Below are 20,167 nucleotides of genomic sequence, written 5' to 3'. Positions count from 1 at the left end.
AGTCCGACCGAAAGGGACCCATCCCGTGACCGCAGCCCTCGTCGTGAACTCCGGATCGAGTTCGTTCAAGTACCAGCTCATCGAGCTCGACGACGAGCGCACGCTCGCCTCGGGACTCGTCGAACGCATCGGCGAGTCCGCGGGAGCGTGGAAGCACACGAACGCGATCACGGGGGAGTCCTCGTCGAACGACGCGGCGTCCGTGCCCGACCACGCCGCCGGGTTCCAGGCGATGCTCGACGCGTTCGGCAAGGTCGGCCCCGCGTTCGACGAGCACCCGCCGGCGGTCGTCGGCCACCGCGTCGTGCACGGCGGCACCACCTTCGACGCCGCGACCGTCGTCACCGCCGACGTCGAGCAGCAGATCGAGGACCTGTCCTCGCTCGCGCCGCTGCACAACCCGGCGAACCTCGAGGGCATCCGCGCCGCGAAGCAGGTCTTCTCGGACGTGCCGCACGTGGCCGTGTTCGACACTGCGTTCCACCAGACGATGCCCCCGCACGCCTACACCTACGCGATCCCGTCCGACCTCGCCGAGCGCTACGGGATCCGCCGCTACGGCATGCACGGCACGAGCCACAAGTACGTGTCCGAGCAGGCCGCGGCCTTCCTCGGACGCCCGCTGTCCGAGCTGAAGACGATCGTGCTGCACCTCGGCAACGGCGCCTCGGCCGCGGCCATCGACGGCGGAAAGTCGATCGAGACGTCGATGGGCCTCACGCCGCTCGAAGGACTCGTCATGGGGACCCGCTCCGGGGACCTCGACCCGGCCGTCCTGGTGCACCTCCACCGCGAGGCCGGGCTCGACTTCGACGAACTCGACGACATCCTCAACAAGCGCTCCGGACTGCTCGGGCTCACCGGCAACGGCGACATGCGCGACGTGCAGGACGCCGCGTCGAAGGGCGACGAGGTCGCCGAGGCGGCGCTCGCCGTGTACCGGCACCGGATCCGCCGCTACGTCGGCGCCTACACGGCACAGCTCGGCGGCCTCGACGCGATCGTCTTCACCGCGGGCGTGGGGGAGAACAACGCGCTGCTGCGGCGGCGCGTGCTCGCCGGACTCGAGCACCTCGGGATCGAGGTCGACCCGGACCGCAACGAGCTGGCATCCCGGGAGGCCCGGCGCATCTCCACGGACGGCTCACGTGTCGCGGTGCTCGTCATCCCGACGAACGAGGAGCTCGAGATCGCCCGGCAGTCGGCTGCGGTCGCGCTGTAGCGACGGGGCGCGGCGGGCGCGTCGCGGCGCGGCGCGGCGCGCTCGGTTGCGTCTACGCCTCGTGCCGGGCGCCTCGTGCCGGGCGCCTCGCGCCGGGTGCCTCGCGCCGGGTCAGCCGAGCGCGGCCAGCGCGGCCGGGATCGGCGTGTTGCCGCTCGTGACCTCGAACTGCACGCCGACCGCGAGGTCGTCGACGAGCGCGTGCAGCACCAGGGCCGCGACGTCCGCGCGGGGGATCGTGCCGCGCGGGACGGTGCGACCGACGTCGACGGTGCCCTGCGGCGGGGTGTCGAGGAGACCGCCGGGCCGGATGATCGTCCACCGGAGGTTCCGGGCGCGGATGTTCGCGTCCGCCTCCGCCTTCGCGCGCAGGTAGACCTGGAACACGTCGGCGTCGCTGTGCGCGGGCACGACGGCGCGCTCCGCGTCGTAGGAGTCCGCCGCCATCGCGGAGATCATCACGTACCGCTGGACGCCCAGGCGCTCCGCGGCGTCGGCGAGCAGCAGTGCGGCATCGCGGTCGACCGTGAGCTTCCGCTCCGCGCCGCTGTTCGGACCGGCGCCTGCGGCGAAGACGACCGCGTCGATGCCGCGGAGGCGCAGGGCGAGCTCGTCGTCGTCGAGCTGCTCGAGGTCTGCCACGAGTGCGGTCGCGCCCTGCTGCTCGACGTCCGGCACGTGTGCGGGGTTCCGGACGATCGAGACGGCGTCGTGTCCGGCATCGGTGAGCTGACGGGCGAGGAGGAGGGCGATCTGCCCGTGGCCTCCGGCGATGGCGATCTTCATGTGTCCGATACTGCCCGTCGCTTCCGGTAGACTTCCGGAGGCTCCTCACGTGACGCCATCCAGGCCAACTCCCCCAGGGCGGAAACGCAGCAAGGGTAACCGGGCTCTGGCGGGTGCGTGAGGAGTCTTCTCGTGTCCGGGGCGACCTGCGACCGGACCTGTGGACACGGCTGGTGGTGTCGGCGGTGCCGACTACCCTTGGGGGCGTGGTCACCGCCCTGTATCGCCGTTACCGGCCCGAGAACTTCGCCGAGCTGATCGGGCAGTCCCAGGTCACCGATCCGCTGCGCACCGCGCTGCGGACGAACCGGGTCAACCACGCCTACCTGTTCAGCGGCCCGCGCGGCTGTGGCAAGACGACGTCGGCGCGCATCCTCGCGCGCTGCCTGAACTGCGCCGAGGGACCCACGGACACGCCCTGCGGCGTGTGCCCGAGCTGCGTCGAGCTCGCGCGCGGCGGCAGCGGCTCGCTCGACGTGATCGAGATCGACGCGGCGAGCCACAACGGCGTCGACGACGCCCGTGACCTCCGCGACCGCGCCGTCTTCGCGCCCGCTCGTGACCGCTACAAGATCTTCATCCTCGACGAGGCCCACATGGTCACGCCGCAGGGGTTCAACGCCCTGCTCAAGCTCGTCGAGGAGCCGCCCGAGCACGTCAAGTTCATCTTCGCGACGACCGAGCCCGAGAAGGTCATCGGCACCATCCGGTCGCGCACCCACCACTACCCGTTCCGGCTCGTGCCGCCGGCGGCGATGCTCGAGTACGTCGAGCAGCTGTGCCAGCAGGAGTCCGTCGCGGTCGCGCCGGGCGTGCTGCCGCTCGTCGTCCGGGCCGGCGGAGGTTCCGTCCGCGACACCCTCTCCCTGCTCGACCAGCTCATCGCCGGGAGCGAGGACGGCGCGATCGCCTACGAGCGGGCCGTCGCGCTGCTCGGGTACACCGACGCCGCACTGCTCGACGACGTCGTCGACGCGCTCGCCGTGGCCGACCCGGCATCGGCGTTCGCCGCGGTCGACCGCGTGGTGCAGACCGGGCAGGATCCGCGGCGCTTCGTGGAGGACCTGCTCGAGCGCCTCCGCGACCTCATCGTCGTCGCGGCCACGAACGAGAGCGCCGCGGCCGTGCTCCGCGGAGTGTCGCCGGAGGAGCTCGACACCATGAGTCGGCAGGCCGGCGTGTTCGGTGCCACGGGCCTCTCGCGTGCGGCCGACATCGCGAACCGGGCGCTGACCGAGATGACCGGCGCGACCTCGCCTCGGCTGCACCTCGAGCTCATGACCGCGCGCATCCTCGTGCCCGAAGCCGACGACAGCCAGCGCGGAGCACTCGCCCGCGTCGAGCGACTCGAGCGTCGCGTCGGGGTCGGCGACGCCGGTGGGCACCAGGCGGAGCCCGTCCGAGCCGCTCCGGCCTCCACCGGGACGCCCCGGGCGGCCGCTCCCGCGACGGGTCCGGCGAGCCAGGCGACTCCGGCCGCAGCGACCGAGCGGACCGCATCGGCGGCAACGGCTGCTGCCCCGGCCACGACGGGTGCCACCGCTGACGCGCCGACCCGGGCCGCTGCGACTCCCGCGCGCGCGTCCGAGCCCGCGGTCGACCCCGCCTCCACGGTCCGTGACGCCACCGCGTCCTGGGCCGCCGCCGTGCCGAGTGCACCGGCACCCGAGCCCGAGCAGACGCCGTCGGCTCCGCAGTCGGGCGAGCGTCCGACGGCTCCGGTGAGTTCCTCGTCCACCGGGCAGGGCACCGCCGTCGGCGACGAGCCGGCCGTGCAGCCCGTCGGTGTCGTCGGCTTCCAGCAGATGCGTGATGCCTGGCCGCAGGTGGTCGAGCACGTCCAGCGTGCGAAGCGTTCGGCGTGGTCGGTCGTGGTGACGGCACAGGTGACCGCGTTGCGCGACGACGTGCTCACGCTCACGTTCCCGAGCCAGCAGGACGTCGCGTCGTTCAAGGAGATGTCCGACCCGTCGGCCAGCGTGAGCGAACTGCTCCGCGCGGCGATCCTCGACGTCCTCGGGATCCGCGTGAAGTTCGTGGCGCGTGGGCCGGCCGCGGCCGGGACGCCGGTGGCGAGCACGCGGCAGGGACCGGCGCAGCAACGGGCGACCCAGCCACAGGGCACGCAGCCGCAGGGCGCGCAGCCGCAGAGCACGCAGCCGGAGGGCGCGCAGCCGCAGGGCACCCAGCAGCCGGACGCGCGGCAGTCGCCCTCGCAGCAGCAGCCGCGCACCCAGCAGCAGGCTCCGGCACCCCAGACGTCCGGACAGCCGGACCGCTCGTCAGCGCCCGCCCGGCCGTCCGGTCAGCAAGCAGCGAGCACGCCGGCGCCGGATTCAGGAGCCCCCGTCACGGAATGGGCCGTGGCCACCATCCCGACCGGCGACCCCACGGCCGGGGCGGTGCCCGAGTCCGTCGAGCCCACGTGGGCCGCCCCCTTCGGCCAGACCGAACCCGGCGCCACCGTGGCCCCCGCCGAGCCCCAGCGTCCGGCCGACCCCGCGATCGACGCCGCCCTCGCCGCGCAGCTCCGTCCCGCGTCGTCGTTCTCGGCCCCGTCGCCGACCGCGGCACCGGCGACGACCTCCGCTCCTGAGGCGCCCGCGGCCGGCACGACGACGCCGCCTCCCGCCGCCGCACCGACTCCCGCCGCCGCACCGGCAACGGCACCGGCCGTCGCGCCGGCGCCGGGACCGTCGGCCGACGTCCCGGTTGACGACTACCCGCTCGACGACGAACCGTACGACGACGGCGCGCCGTTCCCCGACCCCGGGTACGGGAAGTCCGGTGCGGCTCCGAGCGCCGACACCGACCCGAACGGCAACGCCCCGGCGACCGGCAACGCCGCACCTCCTGCGCCACGGACCGGAGCCGCGCCACGGACCGGAGCCGCGCCACGGACCGCAGCCGCGCCCCGGACGGCACCCGCACCGCAGGTCCGGCGCACCGCCGTCGCGGGACGCTACGGTGAGGCCGTCGTCCGTGAGATCCTCGGCGCGCAGTTCATCGAGGAGACAGCGCTCCACGAGGACGGTGCCTGATGTACGACGGCATCGTGCAGGACCTCATCGACGAGTTCGGGCGACTCCCGGGCATCGGCCCCAAGTCGGCGCAGCGGATCGCCTTCCACATCCTCCAGACCGAGTCATTCGATCCGACCCGACTCTCCGAGCTCCTCGCGGACGTCAAGGAGAAGGTCCGGTTCTGCGAGGTGTGCGGCAACGTCACCGAGTCGGAGCGCTGCAGCATCTGCCGCGACCCGCGTCGCTCGCCGACCGTGATCTGCGTGGTGGAAGAGGCCAAGGACGTCGCCGCGATCGAGCGGACCCGGGAGTTCCGCGGCCTGTACCACGTCCTCGGCGGCGCGATCAGTCCGATCGACGGCGTCGGGCCGGACGACCTCCGCATCCAGCAGCTCATGACCCGGCTCGCCGACGGCACCGTGGACGAGGTCATCATCGCCACCGACCCGAACCTCGAGGGCGAAGCGACCGCGACGTACCTCAGTCGGCTGCTCGTCCCGATGGGCATCCGGACGACACGGCTCGCGTCGGGCCTGCCGGTCGGGGGTGACCTGGAGTACGCGGACGAGGTCACCCTGGGGCGTGCCTTCGAAGGGCGTCGGCTGGTCGGCGGCTGACCGGGTCCGGCGGCTGCGCCGGACCGGGCACGCTGACGCACCGTGCCGGCCTGCCGGAACCTGCCCGCTGGCGCACCGAGCCGGCCTGCCGGAACCTGCCCGCTGTCGCACCGAGCCGGCCGCGCTGGCCCCACAGCCCGGTCGCGCCCCGGCGGCCACGCAGGATCATTGCGTCGGCCCCCGCTCGGACGCAACATCCCGGAAACACCCTCTACGATTGTCGGAACCGCGCGGTCAGCGCGACCGCCCCGTCCCCAGGAGTACCAACCCGTGGCCTTGATCGTCCAGAAGTTCGGTGGATCGTCCGTCGCGGACGCCGAGAGCATCAAGCGCGTGGCGAAGCGGATCGTCCAGACGAAGAAGGCCGGCAACGACGTCGTCGTGGCCGTCTCGGCGATGGGCGACACCACCGACGAGCTCGTCGACCTCGCGCACTCGGTGACCCCGATCCCCGCCGGGCGTGAGCTCGACATGCTCCTCACCGCGGGGGAGCGCATCTCGATGGCGCTGCTCGCGATGGCGATCAAGAGCCTCGGCGTCGAAGCCTCGTCGTACACCGGCAGCCAGGCCGGCATGCTCACGGACGCGCAGCACGGCAAGGCCCGGATCGTCGACGTCACCCCGAAGCGCGTGCGTGAGGCGCTCGACGCCGGACACGTGGCGATCGTCGCCGGGTTCCAGGGCTTCAACCGCACCACCGGCGAGATCACGACGCTCGGCCGCGGTGGATCGGACACGACGGCCGTCGCGCTCGCAGCCGCGCTCGACGCCGACGTCTGCGAGATCTACACCGACGTGGACGGCATCTTCACCGCCGACCCCCGCGTCGTGCCCCGTGCCCGCAAGGTCGACCGCATCACCAGCGAGGAGATGCTCGAGCTGGCGGCGTCCGGCGCGAAGGTCCTCTACATCCGTGCCGTCGAGTACGCCCGTCGGCACGGCGTCACGCTCCACGTCCGCTCGTCGTTCTCCAACGCCGAGGGCACCATCGTCTACAACCCTGCAGAGGGGGAAACCGTGGAAGAACCGATCATCACCGGCATCGCCGGAGACCTCTCCGAGGGCAAGATCACCGTCGTCGGCGTGCCCGACACCCCGGGCAAGGCCGCCGAGATCTTCACGATCGTGGCCCGGGCCGGCGCGAACATCGACATGATCGTGCAGAACGTGTCCGAGGCCGTCACCGGCCGCACCGACATCTCGTTCACCCTGCCGAAGGACCAGGGGCAGGGCGTGCTCACCGCGCTCGAGGTCGCCAAGGCCGACATCGGGTACGAGAGCATCCAGTACGACGACCAGATCGGCAAGCTCGCGCTGGTCGGCGCCGGCATGCGCACGAACGCCGGCGTCTCGGCGCAGCTGTTCCGCGCCCTGCACGAAGCGTCGATCAACATCGAGATGATCTCGACGTCGGAGATCCGGATCTCGGTCGTCACCCGCGCCGACACCCTCAACGACGCCGTCCGCGTCGTGCACGAGGCGTTCGGCCTCGACGGCGAGACCGACGCTGTCGTCTACGCCGGCACCGGCCGCTGAGTCCGCAGCAGATCGACCAGGAGCACCACATGAGCAACCCCACCGTCGCCGTCGTCGGCGCCACCGGGCAGGTCGGAGCGGTCATGCGCCGGCTGCTCGAGGAGCGCGCGTTCCCGGCTGACCGCGTCCGGTTCTTCGCGAGCGCCCGGTCCGCCGGGACGACCCTGCAGTTCCGCGGCGAGGAGATCCTCGTCGAGGACTCCGAGACCGCCGACCCGGCCGGTATCGACATCGCCCTGTTCTCGGCGGGCGCGACCGCCTCGCGTGCTCTTGCACCGAAGTTCGCGGCAGCCGGAGCGGTCGTCGTCGACAACTCGAGCGCCTGGCGGATGGACCCGGAGGTCCCGCTGGTCGTGAGCGAGGTCAACCCGCACGCGATCGACGACGCCCCGAAGGGCATCATCGCCAACCCGAACTGCACGACGATGGCGATCATGCCGGTCCTCAAGGTGCTCGACGCCGAGGCCGGGCTGCGTCGCCTGGTGGCCACGACGTACCAGGCCGTGAGCGGTTCCGGACTCGCCGGGGTCGAGGAACTCCTCGGCCAGGCCCGGGCCGCGCTCGAGCAGGACACCGCTGCCCTCACGCACGACGGCGCCGCGGTCACGTTCCCGGAGCCCGTCAAGTACGTGCGCCCGATCGCGTTCGACGTCGTCCCGCTTGCCGGCAGCATCGTCGAGGACGGCCTCGGCGAGACCGACGAGGAGAAGAAGCTCCGCAACGAGAGCCGCAAGATCCTCGAGCTGCCCGACCTCCTGGTCGCCGGCACGTGTGTCCGGGTCCCCGTCTTCACCGGCCACTCCATCTCGGTGAACGCCGAGTTCGAACGTCCGCTGACGCCGGAGCGCGCGACCGAGATCCTCGCGAGTGCTCCCGGTGTCGAGCTCTCGGACGTCCCCACGCCGCTGCAGGCCGCCGGTCAGGATCCGTCGTTCGTCGGTCGGATCCGCGCCGACCAGTCCGCGCCCGAGGGGCACGGCCTGGCGCTGTTCGTGAGCAACGACAACCTCCGCAAGGGCGCCGCCCTGAACGCGGTGCAGATCGCGGAGGCGATCGTCGCACGTCGCGCCGTCGCCGCGTAGCGGAACCCGGCCCGGTCCCGACCACCGGACGGACGGGAGGCCCGTGGCGGCGCCGCCACGGGCCTCCCGTCCGGCCGGCGGGCACCTGGTTCACACCACACCGCAGTAGGATCGACGGGTGGCAGTGAAGCAGGTGGATCCGATCGACGTCGTCCTGGTCGGGGGTGGCATCATGAGCGCCACGCTCGGCGCCATCATCCACCGGCTGGAGCCGGACTGGCGGATCCGCGTGTACGAGCGCCTGGGCAGTGTCGCGCAGGAGTCCTCGAACCCGTGGAACAACGCGGGGACCGGGCATTCCGCGCTCTGCGAGCTGAACTACACGCCGGAGCTCGCCGACGGGCGCGTCGACATCGCGAAGGCCGTCGGGGTCAACGAGCAGTTCCAGGTGTCGCGGCAGTTCTGGTCGTTCCTGGTCGAGTCCGGTGCGCTCCCGGAGCCGTCGAACTTCATCAACCCGACCCCGCACATCTCCTTCGTGTGGGGAGCCGAGAACGTCGAGTACATGCGCAAGCGGTACGAGGCCCTCAAGGAGCACCCCCTGTTCGCCGGCATCGAGTACTCCGACGACCCGGCTCGGATCCGGCAGTGGGCGCCCGCGCTGATCCCCGGCCGCAAGAAGGACCAGCCGATCGCCGCGACCTACTCCGCCGCGGGCTCCGACGTGGACTTCGGCTCGTTGACGCGCCAGCTCTTCGATCAGCTCGAGATCGACGGCGTCGAGTTCGAGTCCTCGCACCAGGTCACGAACGTCACCCGGTCGAAGATCAGCGAGGGGTGGGTGCTCGACGTCCGGAACGAGATCGGGCGGTCGAAGCAGCGGATCGCGGCGAAGTTCGTGTTCGTGGGCGCCGGCGGCGGAGCACTGCACCTGCTGCAGAAGTCGGGGATCCCGGAGATCCGCGGGTACGGCGGCTTCCCCGTGTCGGGTGAGTTCCTCCGCACCGACGATCCCGAGGTCGTGCAGAAGCACGCGGCGAAGGTCTACGGGAAGGCGAGCGTCGGTGCGCCGCCGATGTCGGTCCCGCACCTCGACACCCGGATCGTGGACGGCAAGGCCTCCCTGATGTTCGGGCCGTACGCCGGGTTCAGCCCGAAGTTCCTGAAGCAGGGCTCCGTGCTCGACCTGTTCAAGAGCATCCGGCCGCACAACCTCCGGCCGATGCTGAGCGTCGCGTTCTCGAACTTCGACCTCGTCCGCTACCTCGTCGGGCAGCTGCTCGCGTCGAAGCAGACGAAGTTCGACGCGCTGCGCGACTTCATGCCCGCCGCGGAGCCGGGGGACTGGCACCGGATCACGGCGGGTCAGCGCGTGCAGGTCATCAAGCCCGACGCCGACAAGGGCGGCATCCTGCAGTTCGGCACCGAGGTCATCACGGCCGCGGACGGGTCGATCGCGGGACTCCTCGGCGCGAGCCCGGGAGCGTCGACGGCGGTGCCGATCATGCTCAAGCTGCTCGAACGCTGCTTCCCCGACCGCTGGGCCGGCTGGCAGGGCACCGTCCGGCAGATGGTCCCGACGTACGGACAGGACCTCGGCGACGACCCGGCGCTGGCCGACCAGACCCTCGAGCGCACCGCGAAGGTCCTCGGTCTGCACCACTGAGACCGTTGCTCGCTTGCGGTGCATTCGAACATGTGTTCGAATGGCCGCATGCGGTGGAGTGGGCAGGCGATCGACGCGTCGGCGGACGACGCGCTCCCGGGCATGGAGTCGAACAGCGGCTTCGTCCGGAGCGTCACGACGCCGGAGTTCGCGGGCGTCACGTTCCACGAGGTCCTGGCGAAGAGCGCCCTGAACCGGGTGCCGAGTGCGGACGGGGACGGCACGTACGGCTGGACCATCAACCCGTACCGCGGCTGCAGTCACGCCTGCGTCTACTGCTTCGCCCGGCCGACCCACACCTACCTCGAGTTCGACGGCGGCGCCGACTTCGATCAGCAGATCGTGGTGAAGACGAACGTCGCGGACGTGCTCCGGCGCGAGCTCGCGAAGCGGACCTGGCAGGGGCACCCGGTGGCACTCGGGACGAACACCGACCCGTACCAGCGGGCTGAGGGCCGGTACCGGCTCATGCCCGGGGTGATCGAGGCATTGGCGGACTCGGGCACGCCGTTCAGCATCCTGACGAAGGGCACGCTGCTGCGGCGCGACCTCCCGCTGCTGGTGGCCGCCGCGGAACGCGTGCCGGTCGACCTCGCCATGTCGATCGCCGTGTACGACGACGACCTCCAGCAGTCCGTCGAGTCGGGCACGCCCACGACCGCCGCCCGACTCGCCACCGTCCGGGCGATCCGCGACGCGGGGCTCGACTGCGCAGTGTTCCTCATGCCCGTCCTGCCGTACATCACCGACACGAAGGCGCACCTCGACGACGCCGTCGGTCGGGCCGTGGCCGCCGGCGCGACGAGCATCATGTACTCGGCACTGCACCTCCGGCCCGGCGTGAAGCCGTGGTGGTTCGCGTGGTTGCAGCGGAGCCGGCCGGACCTCGTCGAGCGGTACCGCGCGATGTACCTCGACAACACCTACGCACCGCGCGACTACCGGCGGTGGCTGGGGGAGCGGATCAGGCCGATCCTGCGGGCGCACGGGGTCGGTCTCGGGGTGGTCGACCCCACGACCGGCTCGATGGGGCACAGCGTCGACCGCACGCGCGTGATGCCGTTGAAGCGTGCTGCACCGGACTTCTCCGAGCGGCGTACCGTGACCGGGACATCGCCGACGCTGTTCTGACGTCCGGTCCGCGTTCGGGGGACACCCGATGTCGGATCGGGCCGGTATCATCGGGCGGGTCGCTGTCGGCATCCCGATTCGGGGTACACCGGCGGTGGCGACACCTACCCGGAAGGACGTCCCACCCGTGCTCGGCATCCCCACGCACCTCGCGCCACGCGTGAATGCCTGGTCGACGGTGCGCGCGTTCCACGCCGCCGCCGTGGGGTCGATCGTGGCGGCGGCGGTCGCGCTGCTGCTGCTCCGCGCGACCGAGCCCGGTGCGCAGGTGGTCGGGGCGGTGCTGGCGCTGGTGCCGATGCTGGCGATGATCGGGCTCCACGTGCAGTTCGGCACATCGCGGTCCGCGGTGGCGTTCCTCGTCGTGGGCGGGACGTGCGTCTGGTGGTTCGCGACCGTCGTGCAGCGCGAGGTCGAGGTCCCCTGGGTGGCGTCCTTCGTGCTGTCCCTCGCGGTGATCCCGCTCGTCCTCGTCGGCGGTGCCGGTGCGGTGCCGGGGCGCGTGGTGGTCTGGTCGATCGGCGGCTTCGTGGTCGGCCGTGGTGCCGCCTTGCTCGCACTCGTCCAGACGGACGGGACCCCGCACCCCCTCGTCCTGGCGTGGGTGACGCTGGCGTTCGTGGTGTCCCTCGTGCTCGTGACCAGCCGCGCCACCACCCGGTCCGCGCGGGTCCAGCCGGAACTCCTCCGGTCGGCGCGCGAGGAACACGTCTCCGCGTACCGCGCCGGTGTCGAGGCCGAGGCGGCAGCGATCCTGCACGACACCGTCCTCAACCACCTCGGTGCCATCGCCATCGCGCCGGACGGCCCGATGGACGAGCACCTCGCGCGCACGGTCGACGAGGACCTCGCGCTGCTCACGGAGCGCAAGTGGCTCGGAGCGTCGGGATCGGAGCCGCCCAGCCCGGCCGCCACGGGTTCCTCGGCCTTCGGCGCGATGCTCGACGCCGAGCGGGCCCAGGGCCTCCACATCACGACGACCGGCGAGGCCCGGTCCCTCGAACGGCTCGACGACCGGACGCTCGACGCCGTCGTGCGGGCCGCCGGTCAGTGCCTGGCGAACGTCCGGAAGCACGCGGGCGTCGACGCGGCCGAGGTCAGCGTGTTCGACGACGGCGCCTCGTGCACGGTGATGGTCGTGGACGACGGGCGGGGCTTCGACGAGTCGGCGACGGGCGCGGACCGGATGGGCCTCCGCGGCTCGGTGCGGCAGCGCATCGAGCGCGTCGGCGGGTCCGTCCAGGTGTGGTCGTCGCCCGGCTCGGGCACGAGCGTGATGATGACCGTGCCGATGCCGACCCCGGTCGGCCGGGTCGGCGGGAGCGGGACACCCTCCGGCGACGTCGTGGCGTCCGGACGCGCGTCCGGCGGCCTCGTGTCGGGTGGTCTGGCGTCGGGCGGCGTCGCATCCGGGGGCTCCGCAACCGGGGGCGACGCGTCGTTCCGGCCCCGCGGCATCGAGGACGACGAGCCGGAGCGTGCCCGGTGACGGCTGCACGCCGCACCGCGCAGCAGTACGACCCGCTCGGTGCGATGGGGTCGCGGCCGCTCGCCGTCGTGATCGGTGCCGCCGGCACGGTCTGGGCACTGCTGGTGTCGCTGTTCGACCGCGACGTGGTCGGGAGCCCCGGCCTGAGCGCCCTCACCGTGCTGCTCGTCGCGGCCTCGGCGACCGTCGTGATCGCCGCGTCGAGTCCGTTCCGTGCGCCGTTCACCCGCGGGGCCTTCGTGGCGCACGTGGCGTTGCTGGCGACGGCCTCGGTGACGAGCGTCGCCGCCCAATGGGGCCCGGACCGCAACGCCCTCAACGACTTCATGAGCCTGCTCACCGCGACCGGCATCGTGATGGTCGCTCCGTACCGGCCGTGGACCGACCTCGCCCTCGGCGGGCTGGTGCTCGTCGCGGTCGACGCGGCCGCCTGGGGCGTCGCTGCCGCGACCTTCCCGCACCAGGTCCCCGTGGCCGTCGCCGCCTTCCTGGCGGCAGCGCCGACGCTCGTGCTCACCGGGGCGTCGGCGGTCTTCGCGTGGACGTTCTCCGGGCTCGCCGAGCGGGTGCAGATCCGCGCCGGCTCGTACTCGGTCGAGCGGGCGGAACAGGACGGCATCGCCGCGAACGTGCAGCGGGACCGTTCGACCCTGCTCGCCACCGAGGTCGCGCCGTTCTTCGCCGAGCTCCGCACCCGCGACGCGATCACCGACGCGGACCGGGCGCGGGCGAGGGCCATCGCGGACACCCTCCGGCGCGGCATGGTGGCCGATGCGGACCGGACGTGGTTCGAGTACGCCGTCCGCGCCGAGGGCGGCGAACGAGCCGAGATCGACGACCCCGACGGACTGCTCGCGACCCTCGACGTCGACCAGCGGACCGTCGTGCGCACCTTCCTCCGCGCCGTGATGCGCGCTCCGGCCGTCGATCCGGCCGGCCTGGTCGTCCGGGCACGCGGGACGGCGGGGGAGCGGATCGAGGTCACCGTCGACGTCGTGGTCGCCGACTCCGACATCGGCATCCACCGCACCTTCGACCCGTACCTCGCGGTCCTCCGTGTCACGTTCCCCGACCTGGACGTCACCGTCCGGCCGTCCGCCCTCGCACTAAGGTTCTCGTATGACCAGCACTGACCCGAACCGGCTCTCGGAGGGCGGTCCCGTCCTCCCGACCCCGGGGACCCGCCGGGTGCGGTTGGCCATCCTCGACGACCACGAGGTCCTGCTCGACTCCCTCTCGAGCTGGATCGCCGTGAACGCGTTCGACTTCGACCTGGCCCTCACCGCACACACCTGGCTCGAGATGGTCCACAGCGACAGCTTCCCGACCGACCTCGTGTTCCTCGACTTCCAGCTCAAGGAGCCCGTGTCGATAGAGGCGCGCGTCCGGACCTGCCGTGCCGCCGGGGCGAAGGTCATCGTCCTGTCGAGCGTCGACAGCCGCGAGTCCCGCGACCGTGCCCTCGCCGCCGGCGCCGCTGCCTTCCTGTCGAAGTCGCTGCCGATGCGCGAGGTCATGGACGTCGCCCGCGAGATCATGGGCGTCGCCCGCGAGACGCCGCCGCAGCGCGACTGGCGGCCGCTCCCGACCGGCGCGAGTGCGCACCAGCGGCCGAAGCTCAGCCACGGTGAGGAAGAGGCACTCCGGCTCTACGTGTCCGGCTACTCGACGAACGAGGTCGCTGCGCAGATGAACGTGCAGTACGAGACCGCGAAGACCTACCTGCGGCGCGTCCGTGAGAAGTACAGCAAGGTCGGTCGTCCCGCGTCGAAGAAGTCCGACCTCATCCGTCGTGCGGCGGAGGACGGGTTCCTCGCGTAGTGGCGAAGCTCTACTTCCGCTACGGCGCGATGAACAGCGGCAAGAGCACCGGGCTGCTGCAGGCGGCGTACAACTACGAGGAGCGCGGGCAGCGGGTCCTGCTCGCCAAGCCGGAGGTCGACACCAAGGGCGACCACGAGATCGTGTCCCGACTCGGCGTCACCCGGTCGGTCGACGTGGTCTTCGCGCCGTCCGACGACGTCCGCGCGGCCGTCACCGCAGCCGGGTCGACCGATCCGGCGTCGGCCGGTCTCGACGGCATGGTGCGCCCGGTGAGCTGCGTGCTCGTCGACGAGGCACAGTTCCTCACGCCGAAGCAGGTCGACGACCTCCTGCGCGTCGCGGTCCTCGACGGCATCCCGGTGCTCGCGTACGGCATCCGCACCGACTTCCGGACCGAGGCCTTCCCGGGCAGCGCCCGGCTGCTCGAGATCGCGCACTCCCTCGAGGAGCTCAAGACGATCTGCCGCTGCGGTCGCAAGGCGGTCTTCAACGCGCGCCGCATCGACGATCGCTTCGTCTTCGACGGCTCCCAGGTGGCGATCGACGGCGAGGACGTCACGTACGAGTCGCTCTGCGCGAACTGCTACCTCACGGAGTCCGGCGGGCACCTCGACGGGGACTGACGGTCGCCACCGGCACACGGCAACCCCCGACGGCCTGGAGGCCCGTGACGGGCCCGCCCCGCGCCTCCAGGCCGTCAGGGGGTGCGGAATGCACGTCGGCCGGCCACTGTTGGTGACCACATGAGCGACGCTTCCGTGCACCTGTCCGTCCTCGACCTGGCCACGCGTGAGTACGGCCAGTCCAACACCGAGGCCCTGCAGGGCTCGATCGACATGGCGGTGCACGCCGAGCAGCTCGGCTACGAGCGCATCTGGGTCGCCGAGCACCACGGGATGCCGGGGATCACGTCGTCTGCGCCCGCCGTGCTGCTGAGCGCCGTCGGGGCTGCCACCTCGACCATCCGCATCGGTTCCGGCGGGGTCATGCTGCCGAACCACGCACCGCTCGTCGTCGCCGAGCAGTTCGGGACGCTCCGTGCGCTGTACGGCGACCGGGTCGACCTCGGCATCGGCCGTGCACCGGGGACCGACGGTGCGACGGCGATGGCGCTCCGCCGCACCGACCGCCTCGACGTCGACGACTTCCCGCAGCAGCTCGCGGACCTCATCGGTTTCTTCACCGGCATGGATGCGTCGAACCCGCTCTCGCGCATCCGCGCAGTGCCCGGCTACGGTGACGTGCCGGAGTTCTGGCTGCTCGGTTCCTCGGGCTACAGCGCGCAGGTCGCCGGTGCGCTCGGTGTCTCGTTCGCGTTCGCGCACCACTTCGCGTCCGACAACACCGAGGCAGCACTCGCGCTGTACCGCGACTCGTTCCGGCCGTCGCGTTTCCGCCAGACCCCGAACGCGCTCATCGGCGTGCAGGTCGTCACCGACGAGGACCCGGCCGTGATCGCGGAGCAGAGCGCGCCGGGCATGATCTCGTTCATCCGGATGCGGCAGGGAGCCAAGCCCGAGCCGGTGTCGATGGAGGAGGCCCGCGCGTACGAGTTCTCCGACCTCGAGCGGCGGTTCATCGAGGCGCGGACCGCTCGCCAGGCCTACGGCACCGCGGACGAGGTGGCGGCGAAGATCAACGCGCTCGTCGAGTCGACCGGTGCCGATGGTGTGATCGTCGCTCCGGGGGCGGCGCAGGCGCGCTACCGGCACCAGGCGCTCGACGTCGTGGCGCAGTTGCACGCCGAGGGGCGGCTCGTGCCGGCGGGTGCCGCGGTGGCGTGACGCCGACGCACGCTCGGCCGAGGCGCGAGCCGCTCAGCCCGTCGAGGTTCCAGGACGCTGGAGTCTCGGCGGGCTTCGTCGTCGGGGAGGGAGACCTCGGGCCGGAGCACTGTGGGCGGTGGTGGCTGGTCGCGACACCCCGTCTCCGGGCGTCGAGCGGTCACGAGGTGTCGCTCCAGACGGCGCACAGCGACGATTCACGACCATTCGCCGACGGGCAGGCGGGGTGTCGTGCCCCTTCGTTGACTCCGACCGGCGGACGAGTTCGCTTGAGAGAACGCGGCGTTCTGGGGGAACGAGGGGCTCCGGGGGAACGAGGCGCTCCGGAGGAACGAAGAAGGCCCTGGTCGTCTGACCAGGGCCTTGCTGTCGGGGTGACAGGATTTGAACCTGCGACCTCCTCGTCCCGAACGAGGCGCGCTACCAAGCTGCGCCACACCCCGCGGTGTGATCACTCCGAACCGGAGCAACCCCAGAAGTCTACCGGATGATCGAGGGTGCTCACGACCATCTCGACAACTCCCGGGCGCGTCGCCACGGCGGCTCAGTCGACGCGGGCGGTGAGGGTCACGACGACGGCCTCGGGGCGGCAGGAGAACCGCACAGGGGCGTAGATCGACGTCCCGAGCCCGGCCGAGATCTCGAGCCACGACCAGTGGTTGCGGTGCTCCCACTTGTGCAGCCCGCTGACGTAGCGGCGGGGGAGGTCGCAGTTCGTGACGAGCGCGCCGACGCCCGGCACCTGGACCTGGCCACCGTGCGTGTGGCCGGCGAAGATGACGTCGGCACCCTGGGTCACGAAGGCGTCGAGGACACGGCGGTACGGCGCGTGGGTGATCCCGAGGGAGACCGGCGCGGGGCCGTCCTCGTCCTCGGACCACGGCACGTCGCTGCGCATCTCGTCGACGTTCGTCGGCAGGAGGTCGAGGCGGTCCCAGTCGCGGTGCGCGTCCGACGTCCCGAAGAGCTCCAGGCGCGAGCCACGGAGTTCGATCGCATGTGCCTTGTCGTTCACGTCGAGCCACCCGAGCGACTCGAAGAACGCCGTCTGGCGGTCGATGTCGAGCTCCACGGGGCGGGCGCCCCCGCTGCCGTGCGCGCTCGGACCCGTGAAGTACTTGAACGGGTTCCGGGGCGTCGGGCCGTAGAAGTCGTTCGAGCCGTACGCGAAGGCGCCCGGGACGCCCCGGAAGGGCTCGAGCGCGTACTCGACGGCGGAGTTCGCGGTGACGTGGCCGAGGTTGTCGCCGGTGTTCACCACGAAGTCGGGCTCCACCAGGCTGAGGTCGCGCAGCCACTGCTGCTTGTCCGACTGCCACGGCGCCATGTGGATGTCGGAGAGGTGCAGCACGACGATGTCGCGAGAGCCCGGCGCGAGCACCGGGACCGTCTCCCACCGGATGCCGAAGCGACGGCGCTCGACGAGGGAGCCCCACGCCGCAGCGCCGGCTCCGACGGCCGCGCCCGCTGCGAGGACCCCGAGCGAGGCGCGGCCGCGCGTCACTTGCAGTCCTTCGGAGCCTTGCCGTCCTTCGTGCCGTACAGCTTGACCGTCACCGCGGTGTCCTTGCCCACCGTGGCGTCGGCGGCCGGGTCGGTCGAGGCGACCTTGCACTGCTGGGAACCGCTGCCGCGCTCGTACTGGTCGGAGATGGTGATGTTCGTCAGACCCGCCGACTCGAGCTCGGACCGTGCGCTGCCGACGTTCTTGCCGGTCACGTTCGGCATCGAGGCCTGCGAGCCGTCGGTCGTGTACACCGTCACGCTCGCACCCTGGGAGAGGTAGGACCCTGCGGCGGGCGAGGTCTTGAGCACGCTGCCCGCTGTCCCGGGGCCGGGCTGGGTGCCGCCGTCCACGTACGTGAAGCCTGCCGAGGCGAGGGTCGACCGTGCCTCGTCCGGGCTCTTGCCCGCGAGGTTCGGCAGCTGGACGCTGTTGCCCCGGATCGCCGTCGACGACGGGTCCGTGAAGGCGCCGCCGGGGTAGGCCGCGTTGACCGGGGTCTGCGCCTGGCGCCACACGTCAGCACGCACGCCGGCGTAGGTGCCGTTCACGCCGTTGCTGTAGTGACGGAGGTTGAGCTTCTTGCCGTCGGTGTTGCCCTGCCAGTAGGCGGTGGCCACCTTGGTCGAAGCGCCGACGAGCCAGATCTGCTCGGCTTCGTCGGTCGTACCCGTCTTGGCGAACATCTGGGTGCCGTCGGCGGTCTGTGCACCGCGGGCGGTACCGCTCGTGATCGTCTGCTTCATCGCGTAGACCGCGGTCTGCGCGACGGCAGGGTCGACCGCCTGGGAGCAGTCCTTGGCCTGGCCGCCCAGCTTCTTGCCCGAGGCATCCGTCACCTGGTCGATCGCGATCGGAGCGCAGAACGTGCCGTTGTTCGCGATGCCGGCGTACGCGGCAGCCATCGTGAGCGGCGCGATCTCGTTCGTCCCGAGGATGAAGGACGGGTACGTGTTGAGCGGGTTCGCGTCGGCGCGGTGCACGCCGAAGTTCTTCGCCATGGTCTCGATGTCGCAGAGGTCGAGCTTCTGCGCCATGGAGGCGAACGCACCGTTGATCGAGCCCGCGGTGGCGCCGATGACGCTGTAGTTGCCGTTCTCGCCGGGGGAGTCGTTCGAGACGTCGAACTGCGTGTAGTCGGGCTGACCACACTTGGTCCACGGCGACACGACGCGCGCGGTGCCGTTGACGGTCTCGTTCAGGCCGTGGCCCGCCTTGATCCAGTCGAGGAGCGTGAACGCCTTGAACGTCGAACCGGTCTGGAACCCTCTCGCCCCGCCGTACTTGTAGTCGACCGAGTAGTTCAGCGAGGTCGACGTGGGTGCGGACTTCAGGGCCTCGTCGAAGTCCTTGTTCTGCGCCATCGTCAGGATGCGACCGGTACCGACCTCGACCGAATCGAGCGTCGCGCCGAGGGCGATCTGCGTCTCCGCCTTGTTGTCGTACGTGTTGAGGATCTGCTTCTGCTGCGCGTTGAGGCCGATGTCGAGCGTCGTCTGGATCTTGTACCCGCCGTTGCGCCAGGCCGCCGCACGCTCCTTCGCCGTCGCACCGAGCTGCGACATCTCCTTGACGACCTTGACCGCGTAGTCGCAGAAGAACTGCGAGCCGTCACCGACGGAGGCCCGGCAACCCTGCGTCGGCTGGGTCAGGTGCACGTAGTCGGCCGGCTTGCTCAGCCGCGCCTTGCGGTACTCGTCCTCGGTGATGTGCTTCTGCGCGTACATCGAGCGGAGGATGACGTTGCGACGAGCGACGTTGGCGTCGTAGTTTTTCGGCGTCGACAGGTTGCGCGTGTTCGGCGACTGCACGATCGCGAGGATCGAGGCCGCCTCGGCCGGGGTCAGCTCGGTGGCCGACTTGTTGAAGTAGTGCTGCGCCGCCGCCTGCACGCCGTAGGTCTGGTCGCCGAAGTAGGCGATGTTCAGGTAGGCGGTGAGGATGTCCTTCTTGGAGTACTTCTTCGCAAGCCCGATGGCGAGCTTCATCTCCTCGAGCTTGCGGGGGATGCTCGTCTCGGTGGCCGCGTTGTAGGCCTTGAGGCGCGCCTTCTCGGTCGGGAGTTCGAGCGCCTGCTGCATCTTGATGTTGCGGACCAGCTGCATGGTCAGCGTCGACCCGCCGCCGGACTCGCCCAGACCGCCGGCGAGGCTGCCGACGCCCGCGCGCACGAGCGACGTCATGTCGACGCCGCCGTGCTCGAAGAACCGCTTGTCTTCGCCGTCGATGGCAGCGTTCTTCAGGTTGTCGCTGATCTGGTCGAACTTGAGTTCCTGACGGTTCTGGTCGTACACCGTCGCGAAGTGCACGCTCTTGCCGCCCTGGTAGGCGTAGAGCTCGTTGCGCTGCGGGAGGTCACCGATCTCGATGTACTCCGGGAGCGACTCGAAGACGCCGATCGTCGAGGTCGTGGTCACACCGGCCACCGCGATCGCAGGCGTCACTCCGATCGTCACGAGGAGGCCAGCGAGCACGCTGAAGCCGACGAATCCGATGAAGGCACCGACTGCGGAGACTGGTTTGGTCCGCGAAGCAGACGTCTTCTGGGCAGACATAGGATGCA

The 20,167-nt window shown here is 71.2% G+C and carries 15 protein-coding genes, 1 tRNA gene and 1 other RNA gene; 13 read left to right on the top strand and 4 right to left on the bottom strand.

Annotation, left to right across the window (positions count from 1 at the left end; translation table 11 throughout):
- Nucleotides 1-25: 25 nt before the first annotated feature.
- A complete protein-coding gene (locus MON03_RS11170) occupies nt 26-1,222 on the top strand; it encodes an acetate/propionate family kinase (RefSeq protein ID WP_242088425.1) in 1,197 nt (398 codons plus the stop codon).
- 111 nt (nt 1,223-1,333) lie between these two features.
- On the opposite strand, the gene MON03_RS11165 is transcribed toward MON03_RS11170, so the two are convergent.
- Nucleotides 1,334-2,008 carry an NAD(P)H-binding protein gene (locus MON03_RS11165; protein ID WP_022904084.1) on the bottom strand — a complete coding sequence of 225 codons (675 nt, stop codon included), beginning with the start codon at nt 2,006-2,008 and terminating at the stop codon, nt 1,334-1,336.
- A gap of 36 nt (nt 2,009-2,044) precedes the next feature.
- On the opposite strand from MON03_RS11165, the gene ffs reads away from it, so the two are divergent.
- The 12 genes from ffs (at nt 2,045) to MON03_RS11105 (ending at nt 16,100) form a co-directional block, all read left to right on the top strand.
- Nucleotides 2,045-2,141: signal recognition particle sRNA small type (gene ffs / locus MON03_RS11160), an RNA gene on the top strand.
- 73 nt (nt 2,142-2,214) lie between these two features.
- Nucleotides 2,215-5,049, top strand: a complete 2,835-nt coding sequence (locus MON03_RS11155; protein WP_242088423.1) for a DNA polymerase III subunit gamma and tau — start codon at nt 2,215-2,217, stop codon at nt 5,047-5,049.
- Nucleotides 5,049-5,648 (top strand): recombination mediator RecR, encoded by a 600-nt coding sequence (gene recR, locus MON03_RS11150; protein WP_022904082.1) that lies wholly within the window; start codon nt 5,049-5,051, stop codon nt 5,646-5,648. Before MON03_RS11155 ends, recR begins: the two co-directional genes overlap by 1 nt.
- 270 nt (nt 5,649-5,918) lie before the next feature.
- Nucleotides 5,919-7,184, top strand: coding sequence for an aspartate kinase (locus tag MON03_RS11145; RefSeq protein ID WP_022904081.1), 1,266 nt, complete (start codon nt 5,919-5,921; stop codon nt 7,182-7,184).
- A gap of 29 nt (nt 7,185-7,213) precedes the next feature.
- A complete protein-coding gene (locus MON03_RS11140) occupies nt 7,214-8,266 on the top strand; it encodes an aspartate-semialdehyde dehydrogenase (RefSeq protein WP_242088421.1) in 1,053 nt (350 codons plus the stop codon).
- A 118-nt stretch (nt 8,267-8,384) separates the two neighbouring features.
- The gene (locus MON03_RS11135) at nt 8,385-9,872 is read left to right on the top strand and encodes a malate:quinone oxidoreductase (RefSeq protein WP_277927218.1); all 1,488 of its coding nucleotides are present in this window, start codon (nt 8,385-8,387) and stop codon (nt 9,870-9,872) included.
- 48 nt (nt 9,873-9,920) lie between these two features.
- A complete protein-coding gene (locus MON03_RS11130; protein WP_242088419.1) occupies nt 9,921-11,003 on the top strand; it encodes an Rv2578c family radical SAM protein in 1,083 nt (360 codons plus the stop codon).
- Between the two features lie 127 nt (nt 11,004-11,130).
- Nucleotides 11,131-12,492 (top strand): sensor histidine kinase, encoded by a 1,362-nt coding sequence (locus MON03_RS11125; RefSeq protein ID WP_242088417.1) that lies wholly within the window; start codon nt 11,131-11,133, stop codon nt 12,490-12,492.
- Nucleotides 12,489-13,625, top strand: a complete 1,137-nt coding sequence (locus MON03_RS11120) for a hypothetical protein (RefSeq protein ID WP_242088416.1) — start codon at nt 12,489-12,491, stop codon at nt 13,623-13,625. The genes MON03_RS11125 and MON03_RS11120 overlap by 4 nt, the downstream gene beginning before the upstream one ends.
- Nucleotides 13,612-14,313 (top strand): response regulator transcription factor, encoded by a 702-nt coding sequence (locus MON03_RS11115; protein WP_022903111.1) that lies wholly within the window; start codon nt 13,612-13,614, stop codon nt 14,311-14,313. Before MON03_RS11120 ends, MON03_RS11115 begins: the two co-directional genes overlap by 14 nt.
- The gene (locus MON03_RS11110; protein WP_022903110.1) at nt 14,313-14,939 is read left to right on the top strand and encodes a thymidine kinase; all 627 of its coding nucleotides are present in this window, start codon (nt 14,313-14,315) and stop codon (nt 14,937-14,939) included. Before MON03_RS11115 ends, MON03_RS11110 begins: the two co-directional genes overlap by 1 nt.
- 120 nt (nt 14,940-15,059) lie before the next feature.
- Nucleotides 15,060-16,100: an LLM class flavin-dependent oxidoreductase gene (locus tag MON03_RS11105; RefSeq protein ID WP_242088414.1), complete on the top strand. Its 1,041-nt coding sequence runs from the start codon at nt 15,060-15,062 to the stop codon at nt 16,098-16,100.
- A gap of 369 nt (nt 16,101-16,469) precedes the next feature.
- Here the strand turns inward: MON03_RS11105 and MON03_RS11100 are convergent.
- The 3 genes from MON03_RS11100 to MON03_RS11090 all read right to left on the bottom strand — a co-directional run bounded on the left by MON03_RS11100 (nt 16,470) and on the right by MON03_RS11090 (nt 20,159).
- Nucleotides 16,470-16,543, bottom strand: a tRNA-Pro gene (locus MON03_RS11100).
- 101 nt (nt 16,544-16,644) lie between these two features.
- The gene (locus MON03_RS11095) at nt 16,645-17,604 is read right to left on the bottom strand and encodes a metallophosphoesterase (protein WP_242088412.1); all 960 of its coding nucleotides are present in this window, start codon (nt 17,602-17,604) and stop codon (nt 16,645-16,647) included.
- Nucleotides 17,601-20,159 carry a transglycosylase domain-containing protein gene (locus tag MON03_RS11090; protein WP_242088410.1) on the bottom strand — a complete coding sequence of 853 codons (2,559 nt, stop codon included), beginning with the start codon at nt 20,157-20,159 and terminating at the stop codon, nt 17,601-17,603. Before MON03_RS11090 ends, MON03_RS11095 begins: the two co-directional genes overlap by 4 nt.
- Between the last annotated feature and the right edge of the window lie 8 nt (nt 20,160-20,167).

It is taken from the genome of Curtobacterium sp. DN_7.5, from assembly GCF_022655355.1.
GTDB classification, from domain to species: Bacteria; Actinomycetota; Actinomycetes; order Actinomycetales; family Microbacteriaceae; genus Curtobacterium; species Curtobacterium luteum.
The sequence above is the reverse complement of the archived record's forward strand: the minus strand, read 5'-3'. Positions and strand labels throughout refer to the sequence as shown.

Coding starts and splice junctions, on each gene's coding strand:
- MON03_RS11165 (WP_022904084.1), bottom strand. CDS start 2,008: ATGAAGATCGCCATCGCCGGAGGCCACGGGCAGATCGCCCTCCTCCTC.
- MON03_RS11130 (WP_242088419.1), top strand. CDS start 9,921: ATGCGGTGGAGTGGGCAGGCGATCGACGCGTCGGCGGACGACGCGCTC.
- MON03_RS11140 (WP_242088421.1), top strand. CDS start 7,214: ATGAGCAACCCCACCGTCGCCGTCGTCGGCGCCACCGGGCAGGTCGGA.
- MON03_RS11115 (WP_022903111.1), top strand. CDS start 13,612: ATGACCAGCACTGACCCGAACCGGCTCTCGGAGGGCGGTCCCGTCCTC.
- MON03_RS11090 (WP_242088410.1), bottom strand. CDS start 20,159: ATGTCTGCCCAGAAGACGTCTGCTTCGCGGACCAAACCAGTCTCCGCA.
- MON03_RS11105 (WP_242088414.1), top strand. CDS start 15,060: ATGAGCGACGCTTCCGTGCACCTGTCCGTCCTCGACCTGGCCACGCGT.
- recR (WP_022904082.1), top strand. CDS start 5,049: ATGTACGACGGCATCGTGCAGGACCTCATCGACGAGTTCGGGCGACTC.